General features: G+C 56.2%; 21 protein-coding genes. 12 read left to right on the top strand and 9 right to left on the bottom strand.

Annotated features, from left to right (window positions below):
- Window positions 1–158 precede the first annotated feature (158 nt).
- The 7 genes from corA to lptM form a co-directional block, all read right to left on the bottom strand.
- Window positions 159–1,109, bottom strand: coding sequence for a magnesium/cobalt transporter CorA (gene corA, locus DAQ1742_RS19035; protein ID WP_035344822.1), 951 nt, complete (start codon window positions 1,107–1,109; stop codon window positions 159–161).
- A 371-nt stretch (window positions 1,110–1,480) separates the two neighbouring features.
- Complete coding sequence (gene uvrD / locus DAQ1742_RS19040; RefSeq protein WP_035344825.1) at window positions 1,481–3,643, bottom strand: DNA helicase II; 2,163 nt, start codon at window positions 3,641–3,643, stop codon at window positions 1,481–1,483.
- Between the two features lie 85 nt (window positions 3,644–3,728).
- Window positions 3,729–4,445, bottom strand: coding sequence for a 5-amino-6-(5-phospho-D-ribitylamino)uracil phosphatase YigB (gene yigB, locus DAQ1742_RS19045; RefSeq protein ID WP_035344829.1), 717 nt, complete (start codon window positions 4,443–4,445; stop codon window positions 3,729–3,731).
- Window positions 4,445–5,353, bottom strand: coding sequence for a tyrosine recombinase XerC (xerC, locus tag DAQ1742_RS19050; protein ID WP_035344831.1), 909 nt, complete (start codon window positions 5,351–5,353; stop codon window positions 4,445–4,447). Before xerC ends, yigB begins: the two co-directional genes overlap by 1 nt.
- Complete coding sequence (locus tag DAQ1742_RS19055; RefSeq protein WP_035344834.1) at window positions 5,350–6,051, bottom strand: DUF484 domain-containing protein; 702 nt, start codon at window positions 6,049–6,051, stop codon at window positions 5,350–5,352. Before DAQ1742_RS19055 ends, xerC begins: the two co-directional genes overlap by 4 nt.
- Window positions 6,048–6,872: a diaminopimelate epimerase gene (gene dapF / locus DAQ1742_RS19060; RefSeq protein ID WP_035344837.1), complete on the bottom strand. Its 825-nt coding sequence runs from the start codon at window positions 6,870–6,872 to the stop codon at window positions 6,048–6,050. Before dapF ends, DAQ1742_RS19055 begins: the two co-directional genes overlap by 4 nt.
- 90 nt (window positions 6,873–6,962) lie before the next feature.
- The gene (gene lptM / locus DAQ1742_RS19065) at window positions 6,963–7,124 is read right to left on the bottom strand and encodes an LPS translocon maturation chaperone LptM (protein ID WP_304412290.1); all 162 of its coding nucleotides are present in this window, start codon (window positions 7,122–7,124) and stop codon (window positions 6,963–6,965) included.
- Window positions 7,125–7,201: 77 nt separating this feature from the next.
- Here lptM and cyaY point away from each other — a divergent pair, with 77 nt between their 5' ends.
- Window positions 7,202–7,522, top strand: coding sequence for an iron donor protein CyaY (gene cyaY / locus DAQ1742_RS19070; protein WP_035344843.1), 321 nt, complete (start codon window positions 7,202–7,204; stop codon window positions 7,520–7,522).
- Window positions 7,523–7,605: 83 nt separating this feature from the next.
- Here cyaY and DAQ1742_RS19075 read toward each other — a convergent pair whose 3' ends face one another.
- Complete coding sequence (locus DAQ1742_RS19075; protein ID WP_035344846.1) at window positions 7,606–10,161, bottom strand: class I adenylate cyclase; 2,556 nt, start codon at window positions 10,159–10,161, stop codon at window positions 7,606–7,608.
- A 355-nt stretch (window positions 10,162–10,516) separates the two neighbouring features.
- On the opposite strand from DAQ1742_RS19075, the gene hemC reads away from it, so the two are divergent.
- The 4 genes from hemC (at window position 10,517) to hemY (ending at window position 14,747) form a co-directional block, all read left to right on the top strand.
- On the top strand, window positions 10,517–11,455 hold the full coding sequence (hemC, locus tag DAQ1742_RS19080) for a hydroxymethylbilane synthase (protein WP_035346391.1): 939 nt from the start codon (window positions 10,517–10,519) through the stop codon (window positions 11,453–11,455).
- Window positions 11,452–12,201, top strand: coding sequence for a uroporphyrinogen-III synthase (gene hemD, locus DAQ1742_RS19085; RefSeq protein WP_035344849.1), 750 nt, complete (start codon window positions 11,452–11,454; stop codon window positions 12,199–12,201). Before hemC ends, hemD begins: the two co-directional genes overlap by 4 nt.
- Window positions 12,202–12,417: 216 nt before the next feature.
- Entirely contained in the window at window positions 12,418–13,545 is a 1,128-nt protein-coding gene (hemX, locus tag DAQ1742_RS19090) for a uroporphyrinogen-III C-methyltransferase (RefSeq protein ID WP_035344852.1), read from the top strand.
- Between the two features lie 5 nt (window positions 13,546–13,550).
- Window positions 13,551–14,747: a protoheme IX biogenesis protein HemY gene (hemY, locus tag DAQ1742_RS19095; protein WP_067487361.1), complete on the top strand. Its 1,197-nt coding sequence runs from the start codon at window positions 13,551–13,553 to the stop codon at window positions 14,745–14,747.
- A gap of 615 nt (window positions 14,748–15,362) precedes the next feature.
- Here hemY and DAQ1742_RS19100 read toward each other — a convergent pair.
- Window positions 15,363–16,019 (bottom strand): GntR family transcriptional regulator, encoded by a 657-nt coding sequence (locus DAQ1742_RS19100; RefSeq protein ID WP_035344855.1) that lies wholly within the window; start codon window positions 16,017–16,019, stop codon window positions 15,363–15,365.
- Window positions 16,020–16,394: 375 nt separating this feature from the next.
- Here DAQ1742_RS19100 and DAQ1742_RS19105 point away from each other — a divergent pair, with 375 nt between their 5' ends.
- From DAQ1742_RS19105 to DAQ1742_RS19135, 7 genes are all read left to right on the top strand, one after another.
- Window positions 16,395–17,753, top strand: coding sequence for an MmgE/PrpD family protein (locus DAQ1742_RS19105; RefSeq protein ID WP_035344858.1), 1,359 nt, complete (start codon window positions 16,395–16,397; stop codon window positions 17,751–17,753).
- 73 nt (window positions 17,754–17,826) lie between these two features.
- Entirely contained in the window at window positions 17,827–19,152 is a 1,326-nt protein-coding gene (locus DAQ1742_RS19110) for an MmgE/PrpD family protein (RefSeq protein ID WP_035344861.1), read from the top strand.
- 62 nt (window positions 19,153–19,214) lie between these two features.
- A complete protein-coding gene (locus DAQ1742_RS19115; protein ID WP_035344864.1) occupies window positions 19,215–19,964 on the top strand; it encodes a sulfite exporter TauE/SafE family protein in 750 nt (249 codons plus the stop codon).
- A 178-nt stretch (window positions 19,965–20,142) separates the two neighbouring features.
- A complete protein-coding gene (locus DAQ1742_RS19120; RefSeq protein ID WP_035344866.1) occupies window positions 20,143–21,207 on the top strand; it encodes an amino acid ABC transporter substrate-binding protein in 1,065 nt (354 codons plus the stop codon).
- A 76-nt stretch (window positions 21,208–21,283) separates the two neighbouring features.
- A complete protein-coding gene (locus DAQ1742_RS19125; RefSeq protein ID WP_232046560.1) occupies window positions 21,284–22,498 on the top strand; it encodes an amino acid ABC transporter permease in 1,215 nt (404 codons plus the stop codon).
- Between the two features lie 11 nt (window positions 22,499–22,509).
- Window positions 22,510–23,628: an amino acid ABC transporter permease gene (locus DAQ1742_RS19130; protein WP_051124250.1), complete on the top strand. Its 1,119-nt coding sequence runs from the start codon at window positions 22,510–22,512 to the stop codon at window positions 23,626–23,628.
- The gene (locus tag DAQ1742_RS19135; RefSeq protein WP_035344871.1) at window positions 23,625–24,389 is read left to right on the top strand and encodes an amino acid ABC transporter ATP-binding protein; all 765 of its coding nucleotides are present in this window, start codon (window positions 23,625–23,627) and stop codon (window positions 24,387–24,389) included. Before DAQ1742_RS19130 ends, DAQ1742_RS19135 begins: the two co-directional genes overlap by 4 nt.
- The last annotated feature ends 19 nt before the right edge of the window (window positions 24,390–24,408 follow it).

The raw sequence follows: 24,408 nt of genomic DNA on the forward strand, positions 1-24,408 counted from the left end.
CGATTCTAGCGCGGATGTTCACCACGCTGGCAGCTATCTGTGCCAAAGCTGTTCGTTATCAAAAAATACCGGTTATCAAAAGGCTGCGTACAGCCAGACGGCAGGCCCGTCAGTCTCGAAGACCACGGGCTGCCTGAACGATAGGAGTGAGGAGCGCGTTACAGCCAGTTACGGCGTTTGAAGTAGAGATAAGGAGCCAGACCAGCCAGCAACATCAATAACATCGCCCCCGGGTAGCCATACGCCCATTTCAGCTCTGGCATAAACTCAAAGTTCATCCCGTAGCTGGAAGCCACCAGCGTGGGCGGCAGGAACACCACCGACACCACCGAGAAAATTTTGATGATGCGGTTCTGCTCAATATTGATAAAGCCCATCGCCGCCTGCATCAGAAAGTTCACTTTCTGGAACAGGGATTCGTTATGCGGCAACAGAGACTCGATATCGCGCAGGATCTCACGCGCCTGCTCAAGCTGGCCGCTCGGCAAACGGGCGCGGCGCACCAAAAAGTTGAGCGCACGCTGGGTATCCATCAAGCACAAGCGCACCTTCCAGCCAATATCCTCAAGCTCTGCCAGCGTCGAGAGCGCATCGTCGTACTCATCGCCCTGACGGCCATCCATGATGACACGGCTCAACGACTCTAAATCGCTGTAGATATTTTCAATTTCGTCCGCCAACTGCTCGATTTTAGTCTCAAACAGATCTAACAGCAGTTCATAGGCATTGCCGTCTACCAGCGTCTGCAAACGGGCGCGCATGCGGTAGAGGCGAAACGCAGGCAGCTCACGCTCACGCAGGGTATACAGGCGGCCATCACGAATAGTGAACGCAACCGTTGAGTTACCGGCGTGGTCATCGGCGTCTTCGTAAAAGAAAAAGGAGTGAATATGCAGGCCGTCTTCATCTTCAAAAAAACGTGCCGAGGCTTCGATATCTTCCAGCTCAGGACGGGTAGCCAGACTTTGGCCGAGTTGCTGTTGCACCCGCTCTCGCTCTTCGGTTTCCGGTTCCACCAAATCCACCCATAACGAGGTGGTCAGGTCATCATCGTCATCCAGCTCCAGACGAGCCAGACGACAGTTATCGAGTTTGAATGCGCTCAGCATAGGCCATGCTCCCAATATGTAACTAAAGAGGGACCAGACGCGATTGAAACACAGAAACAGGATGAAGAGTCACCATCAGGTTTCAGGCCATGAGACGGTGCTGACTCGATGCGACAAAACGGTATCGCTGACAACCACTAAGGCTATCAGCACGAGGGAAGATAGCCTTAGAAGTGGAACCTAATCAGTAGGTTAGTGAGCCAGTATCGACTGGGTGTGTCCAAGGCGTGGGTCCTCCGGGAATAATGATGGGCGCATGTTACGCCGAGATGAAAAAGGCTGTCAACAGACAAACAGATGATTAGTCTGTGTCCAGCCGTTACAGTAGGTAAACAGTGGCAACGCCACGTCAGGCACAGCAATTCAAGCGGTTATACCGCCTCCAGACGCGCATAGGCGGCCACCAGCCATTTAATGCCCTGCCCGGCAAACGCCACCTGAATGCGGCAATGTTCGCCACTGCCTTCAACGTTAACGATAGTGCCCTCGCCGAACTTGGCATGGCGCACCCGCTGCCCCAGTGTATAGCCGCTGTCGCTCTGGCTGACCGGCGTCCCCAACCGCTGATGATTGACCGGGCGCGACACGCTGGCACGCAAGCGCACTTCCTCGACGCACCCGACCGGCAGTTCACCGACAAACCGCGACGGGCGGTGATAGACTTCCTTGCCGTAAAGGCGGCGACTTTCGGCATACGTCAACGTCAGCTTTTGCATCGCGCGCGTCACCCCGACATACGCCAGACGGCGCTCCTCTTCCAGACGCCCGCCCTCATCCAGCGACATCTGGCTTGGGAACATGCCTTCTTCCATCCCGACGATAAAGACCTGCGGAAACTCCAGCCCTTTGGCCGAGTGCAGCGTCATCAGTTGCACCGCATCCTGATAGGCATCAGCCTGGCCTTCGCCCGCCTCAAGCGCCGCGTGGGACAAAAACGCCTGTAGCGGCGGTAAGTCCTGATCGTCGTCCTGATAACTGAATTGACGGGTCGCCGTGACCAGCTCTTCCAGGTTTTCCACCCGCGTCTGGCCTTTTTCGCCTTTCTCCTGCTCGTACATACTCCACAAGCCGGAATCACGGATCACCCGGTCGGTTTGCACATGCAGCGGCAATTCCGCCGTATCGCTGGCGAGCGCATCCACCAGTTCCAGAAAACGTTGCAACGCCGCCGCTGCGCGCCCGGCCAGCGCTTTTTCCTGTAGCAAGGTGCGCGTGGCTTGCCACAGCGTCAACTGGCGATCGCGTGCTGTCTGGCGCACCACATCCAGCGTGCGATCGCCAATGCCGCGCGTCGGCGTATTGACCACCCGCTCGAACGCGGCATCATCATTACGGTTCGTCATCAGACGCAGATAAGACAACGCATCTTTAATTTCCTGACGCTCAAAAAAGCGCATGCCGCCATAAATCCGGTACGGCAGGCTTTGTTGCAGCAACGCCTCTTCCAGCACACGCGACTGGGCGTTGCTGCGATAGAGAATGGCGCACTCACTGAGCGCACCGCCGGTTTCCTGCCAGACTTTAATCCGGTTTACCACGAAGCGCGCTTCGTCGAGTTCGTTAAACGCGCAATAGAGCGAAATCGGCTCGCCGTCGATGCCGTCAGTCCACAGGTTTTTGCCCAGCCTGTCGCCATTATGAGCAATCAGCGCGTTGGCCGCGTTGAGGATAGTGGCCGTCGAGCGGTAGTTTTGCTCCAGCCGAATGGTCGTAACCTGCGAGAAATCGCGCAGAAAGTGCTGGATGTTTTCTACCTGTGCCCCGCGCCAGCCGTAAATCGACTGGTCGTCATCGCCGACTATCATCACCCGGGCGCTGTCGCCCGCCAGCAGGCGCACCCAGGCATACTGAATGCGGTTGGTGTCCTGAAATTCGTCCACCAAAATGTTGTGAAAGCGATCGCGGTAGTGTTGCAGGATGTGCGGCTTGTTGAGCCACAGCTCATGGGCGCGCAGCAGCAGTTCGGCAAAATCCACCAGCCCGGCGCGATCGCACGCCTCCTGATACGCCTGATAAATGCGCAGCCAGGTCTGCTCAACCGGGTTGCCATAGCTCTCAATGCTGGCAGGCCGTAGCCCCTCATCCTTTTTGCCGTTGATGTACCACATCGCCTGCCGGGGCGGCCACTGCTTCTCATCGAGATTCAGCGCTTTGACAAGCCGTTTCAGCAGCCGGAGCTGATCTTCACTATCAAGGATCTGGAAGTCCTGCGGCAGCCCGGCATCCAGATGGTGCGCGCGCAACAGGCGGTGCGCCAGCCCGTGGAACGTGCCTATCCACATGCCGCCCTGACTGGAGCCAATCAACTGGTCGATACGGTGGCGCATCTCGGCGGCAGCTTTATTGGTAAATGTCACGGCCATAATCGAATACGGTGAACAATTCTCCACCGTCAGCAACCAGGCAATGCGATGCACCAGTACGCGGGTTTTGCCACTGCCTGCACCAGCCAGCACCAGCATGTTGCTGCGCGCCGCCGCTACGGCATCACGCTGTTTATCGTTCAGGCTGTCAAGCAGGTCAGATACGTCCATAGCCGTTGGTTTTCCGTCAAAAGGGAACCCGGCCCCGGAGCGGAGACAAATTCCACTGGTTTTGTATACAGTAAAAGTCGCTGAATTATAGCAACGTGGTCAGGGATGCCAAACTGAAAATCTCGACATGCGGCAGCAAACGGGAATCATGAATCTGCATCAGGTTGCCGCCTTGCGTGTTGATCCAACAGGCTTGCATCCCACAACGCAGCGAACCGGCCACATCGGTGGTCAAATCATCCCCCACATGCAGCAAGCTGTGCAGCGGCATGTTCAGGCGTTCAGCCGCCAGATGGTACATATCATGATACGGCTTCGCGCGGCCATCCGGCCCGGCACGTAAAACAAAGCGGAAGTACTCACCGAGGCCGCAGGCATGCGGGTCGGCATTGCCGTTGGTAATCGCCACCAGCGGCCAGCGCTGCGCCAGCAAGCGCAGCGTCTCATGCGTTTGTTCCGGCACCGCAATGCGGCTGCGCCAGCGGGCGAATTCCGCCATCGCCGCATCGGCTCCCTCTTTCGCCTCCTGCGCCGACAGGCCCGCTTCACGCATCGCCAGTTGCACGCCTTGCCAGCGCCAGCGTGTCACATCGTGATAAATTTCAGGATCTTGTGCCAGTAACTGCTGGCGTAACTGACGTAATTTCTCGCTGGTAAATGCCTGTAAACCGGGGTGATAACGCTGCAAAAATTGCAATGACTCCACTTCCGTGCGCCGAATCACCTCAGCATTATCATACAGGGTGTCGTCCAAATCGAAGGTGATGGCCTCGATTCGGCCAAGCGGGCGATAAAAATACATCAGGGTTTACCTCGTTTGGCGCGGGGATGTGCCGCATCGTACACCGATGCCAGATGTTGAAAATCCAGATGGGTATAAATCTGGGTGGTCGTCAGATTCGCATGGCCTAACAACTCCTGTACGGCGCGCAAATCGCCGCTGGACTCCAGCAGATGCGTGGCAAACGAGTGGCGTAATTTATGCGGATGCACATGGCTGTTCAGCCCCTGTTTCACGCCCCATTCGGCAAAACGCTTTTGCACATTGCGCATCGAAATCCGTCGTCCAAGGCTTGAGACAAACACCGCATCGTCATCCGGTGCATAAATATCACGAATCGCCAGCCAGTGACGCAACCAGGTCACGGCTGTCGCGCCAATCGGCAGTTTGCGCTCTTTGCTGCCTTTTCCCATCACCCACACTTCGCCGCTGTCGAGATTAACGTGGGCGCAATCAAGCCCGACCAGTTCAGCCAAACGCAGGCCCGCACCATACATCACCTCCAGCATGGCGCGGTCACGCACGGCCAGCGGGTCGTGATTTTCTATCTCCAGCAGGCGACTCATTTCATCCACATCCATGTTTTTCGGCAAGTGACGACCGGCTTTGGGGGCCGCCACCCCACGCGCCGGATTCGCCTGAAGCTCACCGCGCCCCACCAGCCAGTCAAGGAAGCTGCGTAACGCCGACAGGCGCTGAGCCTGGCTTGCCGCATTCAGCCCGTCACGTTTACTGCGCGCCACCAGCGAGCGCACTACGGCGGCGTCCAGCGCCCGCCAGTCCGTCACGCCGGAAGCGGTCAGCATCGTGGTGATGGTGTGCAACTGATGGGCGTAGCTGCGTTGGGTCAGCGGGCTTAACTGCCGCTCAACCCGCAGATAACGCAGGAAAGCATCAACCGGTGTTATCAGGGCGTCGTCGCAACTCATAGGCGTTCAATCCAGCGCGCCAGCAACAGCGGCAACAACGTCGCCAGGTGCGCGAGCAGGTCTGTGCCCATCCCTTCCTGATAATGATGGCTGTCGCGGCTGCTGAAAATAAGCAGCCCTAAATCGCCCTGTTTGCCCAGCAGCGACAACGCCACTGACCCGACGTGGCGCGCCTGCGGCATGAGGAACAATAACTCAGGGCCATTAAGCGTACCCAGATAGTGCGCACGATCGCCCAGGCGGTGGATACGTAGCGGCTCAAACAACGTCCGGTTTAAGGCCAGATGGGTAAAATCAGACGGTGCGCCAATGCGCCAGCGATCGACAAACAGGCGAATAGATGCGCCAGCCAGCCCAAGCTGACGTGCCCAGCGGTTCAGTTGGTCAAGCAAATCCTGCAATGAAGTGGCACTTGAGAGCGTCAACTGAAGTTGCAGTAACTGGTTGAACAACGCCTCATTGCGGCTCGCCTGCTCCGTCAACAGGTGAATTTCTTCTTCCAGATAGGTAATACGCTGGCGCTGGCGGGCCAGTTGCCACTCCACCAGCGATACACAGCCGCGCACCGGATGCGATACCCGCAGCGTTTGTGCCTCTCGGGCATGATGAATGAAAAAGTCAGGATGCCGATGTAAATACGCTAACACCTGATCGTCAGTCAGTTCCTGACGCTCAACCTGCTCTTCCAGACGTTTCATAGATGAATAAATCCGTCATAAACGTGTGTCGTCGGGCCGGTCATAAACAGGGGATGACCCGGGCCATCCCAGTGAATATCCAGTACACCGCCCGGCAGTTTGACTTTCACATCGGCGGCCAGCAACCCTTGCTGAATCCCCACCGCAACCGCCGCACATGCACCGCTGCCACAGGCCTGCGTTTCTCCGGCACCACGTTCAAACACCCGTAGCCGGATCTGGTTGGGGTTCACCACCTGCATAAAGCCCACATTGGCGCGTTCGGGAAAACGCTCATGGTTTTCCAGCAACGGCCCGAGTATCTCTACCGGTGCGCTCTCAACCGCATCAACCTGAATCACGCAGTGGGGGTTCCCCATGGATACAACCCCGCACAACACGGTGTGCTCACCGGCACGCAGGATGTAGGTTTTCTCCGCTTTTGTGGCACGAAAAGGCACCTGCTGCGGCTCAAAATTGGGCTCGCCCATATTCACCCGCACAGATTCATCTTCTGTGACCGACAGTACCATACGGCCATTATGGGTACTGACATGGATCTCACGTTTGTTGGTCAAGCCTTTGAGACGCACAAAACTAGCAAAACACCGGGCACCGTTACCACACTGCGCCACTTCGCTGCCATCGGCATTGAAGATGCGGTAGTGAAAATCGAGCTCGGGATCGTAAGGCGGCTCGACTATCAACAACTGATCGAACCCCACACCGCAGTGCCTGTCCGATAACCGGCGAATCAAATCCGGTGAAAAGTAGATATTCTGGGTGACGGCATCAACAACCATAAAGTCGTTGCCCAGGCCGTGCATTTTGGTGAACTGCATTTTCTGACCCCGCTACGTTAAGCGGGCATGCGCGGCGTCCTGCCGCTGCCCGCGCTATTTATTTATCACCTTGCCTGACACACCGGTTGCTTACCGTACAGGCGCAGTTTGCGGGGCCTTGGTCTGTTGTGGCTGTGTTTTTTTAACCGGTGCCGGTTGCTCCGGTGGCATATACAGCGGGCCTTTCAAACCACAGCCAGCCAGTGACAACACCAGCATGGCCAGTGCGCCCTGACGAAAAATTGTTTTCATGTCGTTAAAACCTGTTATTCAGCTACCTATGCTCTCTATAATCGCAGGTGGATCTTGAAAATCAATAGGAATCGAATATGAACGATAGCGAGTTTCACCAATTGGCCGACGCGCTGATGCTCAAGATAGAAGAAACGCTGGACCACTTTGAGGGTGATGCGGACATTGATTATGAAACCAATGGCGGCGTGATGACACTCAGCTTTGAAAACGGCAGCAAAATTGTTGTTAACCGTCAGGAGCCGATGCATCAGGTGTGGCTGGCAACCAAGGGCGGTGGCTACCATTTTAACCATCAGCAAGGTCGCTGGCTGTGTGATCGCAGTGGCCGGGATTTTATGGCCTTACTGGCTGAGGCTTGCTCGGAGCAAAGCGGCGAACCCGTCCATTTTGAATAACGGGTTTGCATCATTGACGGAGTAACGACGCGAAAATATCAGGCTGACTGCCGGGTTCTCCGGCAGTGACTGGCGCACCAGCGTTACTGCATTTGCAGGCGTTGGTTAAGAATCAGGCTTTTCTCTTCCGATGAAGGCGTGACACACAAATGCGATAACGCGCTGCTGCGAAACGGAATCACCTGAGTGCGGCCATCAAGCTGTACTATCTGATAAAACTGCGGCAGGTTGAAATTAATAAAGCTGGAGCCGTAAGTGAAACGATCGTGCGAGGACGAATAGAAACGGCTGACATCACGCACCAGATCCTCTTTGCTGCCTTCACAGTGGTGATAAACCTCAACACGGTTAGACTCATCCAGAATATAGATATTGAACCCTTTATTATCTGCCTGATCTTCAAAGAAGAACTGAATAATCCCTTCGCTGGCAACCCCATCCACCACCGGCGGCAGATGGATGTGATTGGTTTCTACCTGAATAGGCAGCCCCTGACGTTTGTTATTCGAAATCGCCCCGTAGAACTCCACCGCGTTTTCCAGCTTTTGCGCTGACACGCTAAGACGTTCAAAGAATAAACCCCAGGTTTCACCCGCCACTTTCACCGCTTTAAAGCGCCCCGGCTCCTGACGCGTGCTCGACAAGCGCAGTTCAATGCACTCCGACACCAATTGCTGTACCCGGGTACGTATAAGACCGCGCAGATGCTGGCTGTAGCAGAGCACTTCCAGCGATTCAGGCAACGCTGCATCCTGATGCATCTTGCCAAGAATGGTCTTCAGTGCTTCCAGCATTGCCTGCTCACCGCTGAAATGCAGTGTTCGCACTTCGTTCCACGAATTGCGATACAGCAAGTCAATGCTCCCCACCAGGCATTGCTGCTGCTGGCCGAAGCTAAATACGTCGAGCTGGCGGAAATCAAAATGAACCACCTGATTGCGGAACACCGCCGTCGGGTCATGTTCCAGGTTGACGATAATCGCCAGATGCCGAATTTCACACGGGCTATACAGCGCCTTCGGTGTCGGTGCGGGCACACGCAGCGGGAAATGACTGGAAACGTCTGACACCAGTTCCTGTAGTTTTGCGATATCGCACAACTCGTGACCCTTGATGTGCAAGCGGGTTGCCGGGGCCAGCAAACCGTTGAAATACGCCCAGGCCACCAGTTTGTTGAGGTAACGGTTATATTCCAGCGGTTGATGGCTGACAATGGCATCCATAGACGGAGCCTGATTGTACAAGTACCAGCCGGAACGATTGGCTCGCCCGGCTGGCACGTAAATAAAGGTCAGATTCGGCTCGGACAAATCGGGGGAGATCTGCGGGTTCACCAGCGTCACCTTACCCGGCAGCGCTTCGAATGCAGCATACAGTTTGCGGGTTAACACCCCGATATCCTGCGGGCTGGCGCTCACGCTCAGGTTATTACGGCGCGCAAAACGAATCAGGTTACGGTAGCTTTGCATCATCGCATCCAGCAACTCGTTATGCGCCTCGCGCACCTGCCCGATTTTCCAGTTGGCCCGGTTATCCAGCATCACCAGCCGCTCGCGGCTCCATCCCCACGCATCAACCATCTGCGTCAAAATTTGCCGACGCCATTGGGTGCAGGCTCGCTCGCGGGAAAGCTTTTCGCAGACTTTAAGATAAAAACAGCGCCGCACCAGATCAAGCCGGGTCGGATCATTAATGGCGTTGAGATAATGGGTGACGCGCTCTAGCATCATGCAGTAGGGGTCAAGCCCAAATGAGACTATCTCGCCATTGTGCAAACGGGATTTAATCTCGCTGGAGAGCAAGCGGGTATTCGGGTATTCCCATGAATACGCTTCCAGCAACAAGGTTTTCAACACCGCCTTGTAAGGCGAGTCGATACTTTTATAGAGCTGCCACAGGCTGGCACCGAAATACTCTTCTGCCGAAAGGGCACCAAGCCCGCCAAGATCGAGCCACTCGTTGGGTGCGATTGCGCCACGGGCATAGAGCGACAAGACGAACTCATCGTAATGCGCTTCTTCTTCCTCAGGCACCATGTTCCATAGAATACGTTTACCCGCCATGCGCACGGCAGTACGGTAAAACTCATCCAGCAACAGAATATGCTGGGTAGAGCCGCAATCCTCTCCCCCCAGACTGCCGCTTTCATTGTGACGAAAACGGTTTTCATCCATCAGGAAAAAGCTGACATCTACGCCGTGACCGGCAGCCCACTTTTCCAGCAACGAACATTTCTGCTGTAAACGCTGGCGCTCTTCGCCATCCAGCCAGGATTGATGACACACCCAGATATCAAGATCCGAGCTGCAACTCTGCCCAATCGACGAGGTACTGCCCATAGAATAGACGCCGGTTATCGGCAACTGGCCTTTACGGTCAGGCGTGGTAAGTTCGCCCCAGCGCAGCTCGACGCTATCAAGATAATGTTGTTGTTTTTCGTCCGGTGAGAAAAGACAAATGCCGTGCGGCACCTTGCCTTCCAGATAACCGGGCATGAGAGGATGGTGGTGATGTAATAATACTGGCAAAAGACTGTACACCTGCTGAAAAGCCGGTTTCATTGCTTCCAGAGCACGATCCACACGCAGTTGGTTGATCGCATCCAGTCTTTGCTTCAGGGTCTCGATGTAGAAGTACAAGACGTTTCGCCTGCTTATCCCAGTGCCGATAAAAGAGCCATTATTTCCGAACCAGCCCTGAGTAGATATTGGAAGAATGGCGGGCCGATGATTGCTGGAAACGTGATCAATTTAACACCTTGCTGAAAGAGCGTAAAGAAACTAAAGAAAGTTAGAGGTGATTAATGATGCTTCAGCGCTGTATAGATTATCGCCGTTTTTTACGCTGGCAGCCATCCCCCCACCATCGATTTATCGCAGCCGTTACCCCTGCCCATTTCAGGGGGATTCCACCGGCTTACCTTCAACGCTCAGGGCTTCAATGGTACGATGAAAAGAAATGGTACGATGGAAAAAGGACCAAAACGGTATCAGCATGGTAGACACGACTCTGAGAATTGCCACCCGACAAAGCCCGCTGGCGTTATGGCAGGCCCACTTCGTCAGACAACAATTGGAAGCCTGCCACCCCGGATTACGGGTGGAACTGGTTCCGATGGTCACACGAGGCGACGTACTGCTCGATACTCCGCTGGCAAAAGTGGGCGGTAAAGGCTTATTTGTCAAAGAGCTGGAACTGGCGCTGCTGGAAAATCGTGCCGATATCGCCGTACATTCGATGAAAGACGTGCCGGTGGAATTTCCCGCCGGGCTTGGGTTAGTCACTATTTGTGAACGTGAAGACCCGCGTGATGCGTTTGTCTCAAACCAGTATGCCAGCCTTGAAGCGCTGCCGCAGGGGGCCTGCGTCGGCACCTCCAGCCTGCGTCGGCAGTGCCAGCTGCGCGCCAGACGCCCGGACCTGGTTATCCGCGATTTGCGCGGCAATGTCGGCACCCGCTTGTCGAAGCTGGATAATGGCGAATACGATGCCATTATTCTCGCCGTTGCGGGTCTCAAGCGCCTTGGCCTTGAAGCGCGCATTCGTTGTGCGCTTAGCCCGGAGCAGTCATTGCCCGCGGTTGGTCAGGGCGCAGTCGGCGTGGAATGCCGTCTTGATGACGACCGCACCCGTGCGCTGCTGGCACCGCTAAATCATGCAGACACCGCAACCCGGGTACAGGCTGAACGCGCCATGAACACCCGGCTAGAAGGCGGTTGTCAGGTGCCAATTGGCAGCTATGCCGAATTACAGGGTGAACAGTTATGGCTACGTGCGCTGGTCGGCGCGCCGGACGGCAGCCAGATCCTGTATGCGCAGCGTTACGGCCTGCGTCAGGAGGCCGAACAGTTGGGAATCAGCCTGGCAGAAGAGCTGCTTGAGCGCGGCGCTCGCGACATTTTACAGGCGGTCTATGGTGGAGCACTGTCATGACCATTCTGGTGACTCGTCCCTCTCCAGCCGGTGAGCAACTGGTCGCCCGTCTGCGCATGGCAGGTCTGTCGGCCTACCATAGTCCTTTAATCGAATTCTCGCCGGGCCGGGAATTATCACAACTCCCCGGCTGGCTAAAGGCCCTGCCTGCCGGTTCACTGGTTTTCGCGTTATCCCAGCAGGTGGTGGAGTTCGCCGACCCCGAGCTCACTCGCACCGGAACGGCCTGGCCAAAATCACTCACCTATTTTGCCGTCGGCCGTGCCACCGGGCTGGCATTGCATACGGTCAGTGGTCTGGCGGTGCACTATCCGCCAGAACGCGCAACCAGCGAAACACTGTTACAACTCCCTGCATTACAGCAGGTTGCCGGGCAACAGGCGCTACTGTTAAGGGGCAACGGCGGGCGGGAACTGTTGGGCGAGACGCTGCAACAACGTGGGGCTCAGGTACGTTATTGTGAATGTTACCAACGCAGCCCGGTGCCTTATGAAGGCGCAGAGCAATGTCGGCGCTGGCAGCATTTGGGCGTGGATACACTGGTTGTCACCAGTGGCGAAATGCTGCAACAACTCTATACACTGGTGCCAGAGTATTATCGCCAGACCTGGCTGTCGGGCTGTCGCCTGATAGTGGTGAGCGAACGGCTGGCCACGCAGGCTCAAGCGCTGGGCTGGCGTGATATCTGTATCGCCGATAATGCAGATAACGATGCGTTGATGCACGCATTACAAACACATCACTGATGCTATCGGCAACAAACGAAGACCTGCAACAAGAAGCGCCTTGTGACCATTGCAGGCTGATAACCCGACTAATTAACGGCATAATAACCAGCCACATGGCGAGATGAGATAACACATGGTTTGGCATTACCCTGCCTGCCCCGGTATTTCACTGACCATAACGTCACTCGCCGCAACCCGAACAATTACCATTACCTGATCATAGGATGTACCCATATGACGGAACACATTACCCCCTCAACCTCCTCTGATACGGTGGTCGAACGGGTTAAACCCGCACATCCGCCAACGTCACCGGCCTCTCCCGGCGGCGGGCGCTATGGAATGGTGCTGGGTGCGGTTGCCATCGTGGTGTCACTGGCACTGGGCGGTGGTCTCTACTATTACACCCATCAGCAACTGGTGCGCCAAACCAGCGAACTGACGCGGCTGCAAGAGCAATTCAGTGCGCTGCAAAAACAGCAGTCACAGTCGCAACAGCAGTGGCAACAAACGCTGGAGCAACAAGCCAAAACCCTCAGTGCCGATGAACAGCGGCTGGCGACACTCAGCCGTCAGGCAGGGGAAATGCAGGAAAAACTGGCAACACTTGCCAGCAGTGACGCCAAAACCTGGTTACTGGCACAAGCCGACTTCCTGGTTAAACAGGCCGGGCGTAAATTGTGGAGTGACAAAGACGTGACAACCGCAGGTGCGTTACTGAAAAGCGCCGATGCCAGCCTGGCGGAGATGAACGACCCAAGCCTGCTTGATGTCCGCCGCGCTATCACCCACGATATCAGTACGCTGGCAGGCGTCAGTCAAATCGATTTTGACGGCATTATTCTCAAGGTCAATCAGTTAGCGGATCAGGTCGATAACCTGCGGCTGGCAGATAACAACACCGATGATGCGCCAATGGAGGAAAACGAGGCCACTCTCTCGGCTTCGCTCAGTGAATGGCGGCAAAATCTGAGCAAAAGCTGGCACAATTTCCTGTCGGATTTCATCACCATTCGCCGCCGCGATGACAGTGCCGAACCCTTGCTGGCTCCCAATCAGGACGTGTATCTGCGTGAAAATATCCGCTCGCGTCTGCTCATTGCCGCACAAGCGGTGCCTCGCCATCAAAATGAAACCTACCGCCAGTCGCTGGAAACGGCTGCCACCTGGGTACGAGCCTACTTTGATGAGAATGACCCCAGCACAAAAGCCTTTCTGGAACAGCTCGATGCGTTGAGTCAGCAGACCGTATCCATGGACATTCCCACGGAGCTGCAAAGCCAGCCGCTATTAGACAAACTGATGCAAACCCGGGTTCGCAACTTGCTGGCCCAACCGTCAGCCAAACCACAGGAGGGCTGATCAACATGCTCAAAGTCTTGCTGTTATTTGTGGTGCTAATCGCCGGGATCGTGCTCGGGCCGATGCTGGCAGGCCACCAGGGTTATGTGCTGATTCAAACCGACAGTTACAATATTGAAACCAGCGTCACCGGGTTGGTGATTATGTTGGTTTTGTTTTTACTGGTGTTTTTGGCACTTGAATGGCTACTACGGCGCGTGTTCCGTACCGGTGCGCGAACCCGCGGCTGGTTCATCGGGCGCAAACGTAGCCGGGCACGCCAGCAAACCAAAGCCGCGCTACTCAAGCTGGCTGAAGGCGACTATCTGCAAGTGGAAAAACTGCTCACCCGCAATGCCGATCATGCGGAGCAACCGGTGGTGAACTATCTGCTGGCGGCAGAAGCGGCGCAACAGCGCGGTGACGACTTCCGTACCCGGCAGTATCTGGAACGGGCAGCGGAAATCGCCGATCGTAATCCGTTGCCCGTTGATATTACGCGTGTACGCATTCAGTTAGCCCGTAATGAAGATCATGCGGCGCGCCACGGTGCTGACCGTCTGCTGGAAGTCGCCCCTCGCCATCCCGAGGTGTTACGTCTGGCTGAACAGGCTTTTTTACGCACCCATGCTTACAGTGCGTTGCTCGATATTCTGCCGATAATGCGCAAACTCCGTCTGCACAGCGAAGCCCAACTGGACGAATTGCAGCAACGTGCCACCGTGGGCCTGATGGACCAGGCGATGGCCGAAGGCGGCAGCGGCGGTTTAAAACAATGGTGGAAAAATCAACCACGTAAGGTACGGCAAGCGCTCATCATGCAAGTCGCTATGGCAGAACACCTGATTATGTGCGATGACCATGCAACGGCTCAGACCACCATTATTAATGGACTGAAACAGCAATTCGACCCTCGGCTGGTACAACTGATCCCTCGCCTTGATGCCGGGCAGCCTGAACCGCTGGAAAAGCTGTTACGTCAACGGTTAAAACAGCACAGTGATGATGCACTGCTGCACAGCACGCTGGGCCAGCTACTCATGAAGCACGGTGAATGGCAACAGGCCAGTGAGTCATTCAGCGCGGCGCTGGCACTCAGGCCGGATGCTTATGATTACGCCTGGTGCGCCGATGCGTTTGACAAGCTCAAGCGTTATGACGATGCCGCGCGTATGCGGCGTGAAGGCCTGATGCTGACACTGCAACCGCAGCAGGATGCCTGAGCCGGAACATGCGGTCACCCTATCACCAGCCAGCCGGTGCATCGCACCGGTTTTTTTCGCGCCGAATAAACACAACTAACTCACTGAATTTAAGCAAAAAAAACGCTTGCCGACCAGCGACAAGCGTGCAATAAAAATCAGGTCTGAAAGACAACATTACGGTGCCCCACTCAACGTGACGTTTAACAATGATGAATGAGCGTTACACCATCATTAAACGACAGGCACCCTAACTGGCTCTGCGTCATTCCCAGGTTTATGAAGCCGAAGCAAGCATAGAAGGTGGAATGAGCATCTACGCAGTATGTTTAGCAAATGATGTGCCAAAAAATAAATTTTGATTAAAAATAAACATAACAAAATGATTAATAATCATTTTTAATTAATAAGACCTGTCAGATGACAAGCGCAAAACCCTGGAAAACACCGGGCGTGGCAGAAACCGTCGCCAATTAGCAACAGTAATAGCAGGACAACAAGAAGGTATTAAATATCAAAAACTTAAATGTCTCCTAATGGAGACATTTAAGTCCGTGTACTGTCGCCATTTACCAACAGGTGGCCACGTTGTCAAAATATGACACCGCAACCCACCGCTGATGGCCTTTCAGCGCACTACCGATCATGCTGGTTCAGTATCCTCAGCCGGGCGCGGTAGCCATTACGAATATGCTGGCACGCTGCTGCCTGCGCAGCCTCTTTATCACGGCGAACCAATGCATCAACAATCATCTGGTGTTCCCGTTTAGCTTCTTCAACCCGTTCAGGCAGCTCATAGGTCGTGCCGCGTAACAATGAAAGATGGATACGCAAGTTATCCAGCATTTCATTCAAATAGGGATTGTGGGTCGCCCGATATATCTGGCGGTGAAACAATCGGTTATGGTCATGCAATGCCTTGCCGTCGCTGATATCCCGCTCAACCCTGACCATATCTTGTAGCAGCGCCATCTCCTCCACAGAGGCAGACGCGACGGCAAGCTCCATCGCCAGCCGCTCCAGCCCCTCGCGCACGGCAAAGAGCTGGCTTAGCCGTTCGTAGCTGAGTTGGGCAATCATCAGCCCACGCTGCGGCCCTGGCTGCACCAGCCCCAGCATCTCCAGGCGGTGCAGTGCTTCACGGATAGGCGTGCGGCTCAAGCCAAACTGCTTTGCCAGCCGGGTTTCTTGCAAACGCTCGCCCGGCAGCAGTTCTCCCCGCTCAATTGCGGCGAGTAATGTGTCAAACGGCGATAAGGCAACATTGCTGTCGTCGGTCTGTTTTAAATTCATAATCCATCATTTTCATCAACGTAATTAGCCGCGCCAATTCAGGCACCCGGTTTTCCTGAACATCAACCATGTCTAAACAAGCATGTTGCATATCATCTGCCACATGGCGGCAATCCTCCGGGGTGCATTGCGCCGACGAGGATGTGCCAAAACCGAAAGCAATCGCATGTTTGCCCGACATGATGCCATTGGCAACCTCTTGTATTGCTTATTTTGTTCATAGCTTAGCAAAAAAGCGTTTTTGTCCCGCCATAGAGGGATTGGTATGCTGCCGCCACACATTGTATACAAATGAATTCAATTGGTGACATTTAAAATCGACGGCCATATTGGCCACGTCGGGCAATAACCGCCAATGATCAAGGAGCCGTCGTCATGAGCGTTTCGCCACCGTTTCCTCGGGGAGAACAACTGTGCCAGTTTATCTGCTCGTCCTCCTCGCTCATTATTCCAGAGCAGGTCAGACACGAGGCCAAAAGGGCGCTGGTCGATCACCTCGGCGTGGCGCTTGGTGCGCTTAATGACGACGCGGTAAAGGCAGTACGGCAGGTCGCCAATCGCTGGAACGCCAGTGGCGAAGCACAAATATGGCTGGGCCGAAAAACCACGCCCGCGCTGGCAGCGCTGGTGAATGGCACCATGGCCCATGCGGCAGATTATGACGATACCCACCCTGCCGGTGCGGGCCACCCCGGCGCACCTTGCTGGTCTGCGGCGCTGGCGCTGGCTCAGGCGTATCGCGCCGACGAACAGCAAACGCTGACCGCCTTTATCATCGGCTTCGAGGTGATGGCGAAACTTGGCGGCGGCTGGGTAACGGGCGTCGGGCGTAACTTACAGCGCCGCGGCTTTCACCCCACATCGGTCGTCGGCCGGGCCGGTGCGGCGGCCGTTGCCGCCGTGCTGCTGAAACTGTCGCGTGAACAAACCGCCAATGCTCTCGGCAGCGCGGCCACCATGATGGGCGGGTTACAGAAATCCTCCGGCACACACGGCAAACCGTTCCATGCCGGAAAGGCAGCGATGGATGGCATTCTCGCCGCCGAACTGGCAGCGGAAGGGTTTACCGGTGCCCACCATTTTTATGAAACCGACGGTTGGGTAAACACCTTTATTCAGGACGGCAGCGCGGACATTCCTGCCCTGGATTTCGGGCAAACGTGGGAGCTGCCCGGTAACGGCTACAAACTTTATGCCAGTTGCCGCGGAACACATGCTTGCATCGAAACCGCCCGAAAACTGTTCCCGCAGTTGGGCGGGCGCAAGATTCAACGTATTTACGCCCGCGTACATCCGATGGGGATGGTCAACGCCGGGATAATGAACCCCGCAACACCGCTGGAGAGCAAATTCAGTATTCCACACTGCATTGCGCTGGCGCTCAGCGGCTATCAATTGCATGACGCCGATTTCACCCGGCGCACGGTGGACGACCCGGTGCCACGCCAGCTACTACCGCTGCTGGAGATCGAAGCAGTTGAAGGGCAGTCGGCCAGCGCAGCATTTATCGACATCTGGCTGGAAGATGGGCAACACCTGCACGCGCAAACCGACGTCTATCGCGGCCACCCGCAGAACCCGCTGTCAGAGCACGAACTGCGCGCCAAGTTTGATGCGCTGACCATTCCTGTTTTGGGTAAAAAACAAAGCGGCAAGCTGTATCAGGCGGCGATGCATTTCGAACACGTCGGCGCGCTCGCCACCATCAACGGGATACTTGCCGCACGAGACTGAAAACACGCGATGGCTTTCCCGTAAAAAATCTACGTATTAATTTGATAAATAACGTTTTAACCAGGAATTTTTTATGACCGTTGCCCGCCGATTCGCGCACAGCCTGCTGGCCTTTTCACGCCAGACCTTCTCGCCAGACGTTCTGGCGCTGGCACGTACTGCCATTATCGATACGCTGGGGGTCACACTGGCGGGCAGTATTCAGGATGGTGCGCACAAGTTACGCGCCGTGATAGTCCCCACGGCGGCGTCCGGCCAGAGCCGCGTACTGGGAACGTCACTGCGGCTCAACGCGCAGGACGCCGCACTGCTCAACGGTACCGCCGCCCATTTGCTTGATTTCGATGATTCCAACTCCTGGTTGCACGGCCATATTTCAGTTGCGGTGTTGCCTGCGTTGCTGGCGCTGGCAGACGAACAACACGCCAGCGGCGACGCTATCCTGCGCGCTTATCTGGCCGGGTATGAAACGGCAGTACGCATGGGAAAAGCCGTCAGCCCATTCCAGTACCGGCACGGCTGGCACCCGACCACCTCCGTCGGCGTATTCGCAGGCGTGGCCGCCTGCGCCGTGCTATTGGGGCTTGATGAGGAACAGACCGCCACGGCACTGTGTATTACCGCCTCGCTGGCCTCGGGCATTAAATCCAACTTCGGCAGCCAGACCAAATCGCTGGCGGTCGGCCATGCCAACCGCAACGCGGTGATGGCAGTTCGCCTGGCGCAACAGGGATTCAGCGCCGGGCTACAGGCTTTCGAGCACTCGCACGGGTATTTCAATGTCTACAATCAGGCACCGGGCAACTACGATCCGGCCCCGCTGACCGAGCCCTGGCTGACACCTTCGCACATTCTCGACCGGGTGAAAGGGAATAATTACAAATACTTCCCTTGCTGCTACGCCATTTTGTCACCGCTGGATGCACTGCTGGCGCTGCGGGCTGATACCGGCGTTTCTACCGATGACATCGCACAGATTCAGGTGGAAGTGCACCCTCTGCGTTTCCCGCACATTAACCAGCCGCAGCCGAATACGCCGCTGGCCGGGAAATTCAGCCTGCATTACTGCATCGCCCGTGCCTGGATAACCGGCGGGCTAACGCTGGACGACTTTATTGATGACGTCGCTTTCAGCGATCCTGCAACTAACGCACTGATGGCGCGGGTATCACTGTCAAGTCACGACGATACGGCCACCCACAGCGCACGGGTCACGCTGCACTGTCATGACGGACGACGCATTACCCACAACGTTGCGGGCGCTATGGGCTCCAGCGCCGAATTACCGCTGCCGGAAAATCTGATTGCACAAAAGTTTCTTGATTGCGCCGGGCACATTCTCTCCCCCCTGGAAGCCCAGGCACTTTATCAGCGGCTGCTGCAAGACGATTACCGGTGAGCCGGGCACAGAAAGAATCAACAAATTGAATTTATTTAAATTTTTCACTACAGAGCCGCGCCATGATCTCTCTTATTCCACCAGAAATTTCACCGCTATTCGCTGGCATATTGGTGCTATCTAGCTTTCTGACCTCGGCGCTGACCGCCGCGATGGGGCTCGGTGGCGGCGTAACGCTGCTGGCGATTATGGGGCTGGGTATGCCGGTCAGCAGTCTGTTGCCGGTGCACGGCATCGTGCAACTGGGGTCGAACCTGAGCCGCACGCTGCTGCAACGCCGCCATGTGGCCTGGAAACTGGTGTGGTGGTTTCTGGCGGGCAGTGTCATCGGCATTGCGGCCGGCTCACCGGTCGTGGTCTGGATCCCAGAAAGCGCGGCCAAAATCATGCTGGCGCTATTCATCCTGTGGTCGGTGTTTCGCCGGCCGTTACGGCCGAAGACCACCAACCGGACACTCTTTGTACTGGGTGGTGTCATCACCAGCGTCGGCACCATGATTGTTGGTGCGACCGGCCCGCTGGTGGCGGGGTTGATAAGCTCACAGGGGTTGACCAGACAACCGCTGATAGCCACCCATGCCACCTGCATGGCGTTACAGCATCTGCTGAAAATTCTGGCTTTCGGTCTGATGGGGTTTGCCTACGCCAGTTGGTTGCCGATGCTGGCGGCGATGGCAGTCAGCGGCTGTCTGGGTACCTGGCTCGGCACCCGCATTCTCGATAGCCTGCCGGAAAAACTGTTTCGCACCACATTCCGGCTCACCATGACAGCACTCAGCGCACAGTTGCTCTGGCAGGCCATCGCCCATTGAGCGGGTGACTGCCTGCATAACCTGTGTATAGCAACACGATGAATTTGGATTGCGCAATTTGCTATTTGTTTTGCGGGAAACCGGCTGAGACCATTGGTATACAAAAGAACACAAATAAGATAACCCGCTTGTTTGATGCACACACCCACACCACCACGATGATGATTAAGGATGCCTCATGCTGAAAAACACCCTCGGCTTCACGGCGGCAGTAGTGCTAACACTTAGTAGTCTGTTTTCCACCGCCCAGGCGGAAACAGCCGCCGCCAGCACAAGCACCAACGCTAACGGTGAAACGCTGAAAAAAATCAAAGCGCGCGGCGAGCTGATTTGCGGCGTACACCCTTCACGCCACGGGTTCTCTGCCATTGACAGCAAAGGGCAGTGGTCAGGTCTGGATATCGACTACTGCCGGGCGCTGGCCGCTGCCATTTTCGGCGACGCCGGTAAAGTCCGCTTCGCTGCCCTTTCCACCGCTCAGCGCTTCCCGGCCATTCAGTCAGGCGAAGTTGACGTGCTATCCCGCAACGTGACCGCCGCACTGTCGCGGGAAACCTCGCTGGGGCTGCGTTTTGCACCACCAACGTTTTATACCGGCACCGGATTTATGGTGCGCGCCAATGCAGGCGTGAAAAAGCTGGAAGACATGAACGGCGCGACGGTTTGTATCACACCGGGCAGCAGCACCGAGCAGAATGTGGCGCAGCTATTCGCCGCACACCATCTGCGCTATACGCCCGTGGTTATCGAGAACAATAAAGAGTTTGTCGCCGCTTACCTCTCTGGCCGTTGCGACGTGCTGGCCCGCGATAAAGTCGCGCTGCCGGGGGTACGGATGTTTGACGCCGAAAAGCCGACCGACCACATCATTCTGCCGGGGATTTACTCCAAAGAGCCGCTGGCGATGGCGGTCCGCAAAGGGGACGACCAGTGGTACGACATCGTGAAATGGGTGGTGTATGCCACGTTCAACGCAGAAGAGCTGGATATCAGTCAGAAAAACGTCGATAGCAAGCTCACCTCCAGCGATGCGGAAGTACAGGCTCTGCTGGGCGTTAACGGCGATTACGGTCAGTCGCTGGGGCTGGATAACAAGTGGGCCTACAACATCGTCAAACAGGTGGGTAATTACGGTGATATCTACAACCGCCACTTTGGCCCCGAGACGCCAACGCCGCTGGAACGCGACCTGAACAACCTGTGGACCAACGGCGGGTTGCTGTACAGCCTGCCAATGCGCTGATAACCGTTTACAGCCCGGTGTCGCCGTCATCTCGACGTCGGGCGCGTTCTGCCCGCATTCTTGCAGAGGAACCGTTTTGTCTGACATCAAGGCACCAACCATCGCCCCGCAGGCCGGGAAAACAGGCGCTGACGCCCCCCTCTGGTTCAGGCTCATGGGCAGCCAGTCATTGCGGGCCGCCTGTTATCAACTGCTGCTCGGCGTGCTGATTGTCTATTTCAGTTACTGGCTGTATGCCAACGTGGAAGCCAATCTTCGCACCCAGAATATCGCCACCGGATTCGGCTTTCTGGGCAATATTGCCCGCTTTGAAATCGGCGAAAAGTTAATCGACTTTACCGCCCGTGATAATTACTACCGGGCACTGGCCACCGGGCTGCTCAATACACTGTATGTGACTGGCTGGGGGATCGTGCTGGCGACGCTGCTGGGGTTTGCCGTCGGTATCGCCAGAGTCTCCGCTAACGGGTTGCTGGCGTACCTCGCCAGCGGTTATATCGAACTGATGCGCAATATTCCGGTGATCCTGCAAGTGATTTTCTGGTCGGTGTTGATCCGTAATCTGCCGTCACCACGGGACGCCATCACGCTGGGCGATCTGGCGTTTCTCACCAACCGGGGGCTGACGTTCGCCCTGCCCGCCGCCCACACTGGCTGGCGCTGGTGCGCGCTTGCTCTGTTGACGGCGCTGATCGCAAGCCTTGCACTGGCGGCATTCGGGCGCAGGCTACGAGAGCGTCGCGGCCACACGTTGCCGACGGGGATGCTGTCGGCAACGCTGATTGTCGGCCTGCCGTTACTGGCCTGGTGGTTGTCCGGCGCGCCGCACCAGCTTAACCGCCCGGTATTACAGGGGTTCAACTTTCAGGGCGGTGGTATTATCAGCCCGGAATTCACCGCGCTATTGTTGGGCATTGCGCTCTACTCCTCCGCGTTTATCGCAGAAATCGTCCGTTCGGGTATTCAGTCTATCCCTAAAGGGCAACTGGAAGCGGCCAATGCCTTGTCGCTGTCGCGCTGGCAAATCCTGAGTCATATCATTATTCCCCAGGCGCTGCGGGTGATCGTTCCGCCGCTCACCAGCCAGTTCGTCAGCCTGTCGAAGAACAGTTCAATTGCCGTGGTAGTCGGCTACCCCGATCTTACCAATATCAGCAACACATTAATGAATCAAACCGGGCAGGCGCTGGAAGTCATCGCCATCATGATGGTGGTGTACCTGACCTTCAGTCTGCTGATGTCACTGTTGATGAACGTGTTTAACCGTATTGTCGCCATTAAAGAGCGATGAAAGAGGGCATTATGTCATTCTCATCTGCGTTATCCCCGGCGGGCGGGCCGCTTCAGCGCGGGTGGCGCTGGAGCCGGGAGAAGCTGTTTAGCAGCCTGCCACAAACGCTGCTAACGCTGCTGTTGCTGGCGCTGATTATCCTGGCTGCCCAGCGGATAATTCGCTGGGGTATTATTGATGCCGTGTGGCATACCACCGATCCCGCCGTCTGCCGCGCCGCAGCGGGAGCCTGCTGGGCGGTGATTGTTGAAAAGCACCGTCCGATACTGTTCGGCCTGTACCCCTACGATCAGCACTGGCGGCTGGTGGTTGCCATGATGCTCTATTTTCTGACGCTGGGCCTGTCGTTAATGCCACGCTACTGGCGTTCACGCGTGCTGCTGCCGCTGTGGACGCTGTCTATCGTTTTGATGGCGATACTGATGAAAGGCGGCGTGTTCGGCCTCAAACCGGTGCCGTCCAGCGAATGGGGCGGGCTGCCGCTGACAATCCTGCTGTTTAGCGGTACGGTGGTTATCGGCATGCCAGCATCGGTACTGCTGGCGCTGGGGCGTCGTTCGCCGCTGCCGTTCCTGCGCGGGTTGTCGGTCATGTTTATTGAAGGGCTGCGCGGCGTACCGCTTATCACCATCCTGTTCGTGGCCGTCAACGTGTTCCCGCTGTTTCTGCCGCCGGGACTGGAAATCAACAAACTGCTGCGCATCGTTATCGGCATCGCGCTATTTTTTGCCTGCTATCAGGCGGAAGTGATTCGCGGCGGGCTGCAATCCATCCCGCGCGGGCAGTATGAAGCGGCGGCGGTACTGAATCTCGGTTACTGGCACACCACCACCCGCATTATTCTGCCGCAGGCACTGCGCATCTGCCTGCCGGGCATGGTCAACCACATCATCGCCGCCATGAAGAACACCTCGTTTGTCATCATTATCGGGCTGTTCGATATGCTGACCGCCACCAGCTCAGTGATGCAGGACCCGCTGTGGCGACGCTACTATCTGGAAACTTATCTGTTTATCGCCACCGTCTATCTGCTGTTCGGTTTTCTGCTCTCCCGTTACGCCCTATGGCTGGAAAAACGTATTGACGCAGGCCGTACCCCTGAAACATTAAACGCTGGAGCCACTTCATGACCTCTCTCTCATCTGAATCCGCCTACCCGCCGGTAATTGAAATCAACGCCGTCAGTAAATGGTACGGTGCGTTCCGGGCGCTCAATCAGGTGTCGCTGAACGTAGCCCGGGGCGAACGATTGGTGATTTGTGGCCCGTCGGGGTCGGGCAAATCCACACTGATCCGCTGTATCAACCGGCTGGAAGCGCACCATCAGGGGCAAATTCTGGTCAATGGCATTGAGATGAACGACAACATTCGCAACATTCAGCGCATTCGCGCCAGCATCGGCATGTTGTTCCAGCAGTTCAACCTGTTCCCGCACCTGAGTGTGCTGGATAACCTGATCATCGGCCCGACGCTGGCGCGCCAGATGAAAAAGCAGCAGGCCGTCGGGCTGGCGATGCACTATCTGGACAAGGTGCATATCGCCAATCAGGCGCACAAATACCCGCAGCAGCTCTCCGGCGGCCAGCAACAGCGTGTCGCCATCGCCCGGGCGCTGTGCATGCAGCCGGAAATCATGCTGTTTGATGAGCCAACCTCGGCGCTGGACCCGGAGATGATCAAAGAAGTGCTGGACGTGATGCTGGATTTGGCTGACTCGGGCATGACCATGATCGTCGTCACCCACGAAATGGGGTTTGCCAAAACGGTGGCCGACAAGGTTATCCTGATGGCGGACGGGCAAATCGTCGAATCCGCGCCACCGACAACCTTTTTCAGCCAGCCGGCACACCCGCGCACCCGCCAGTTTCTGGAGCAGATTCTTCGCCACTGAAGGTGAGCGGCAGAAACGG

It is taken from the genome of Dickeya aquatica (genome assembly GCF_900095885.1).
In the GTDB taxonomy this organism is placed as follows: Bacteria; Pseudomonadota; Gammaproteobacteria; order Enterobacterales; family Enterobacteriaceae; genus Dickeya; species Dickeya aquatica.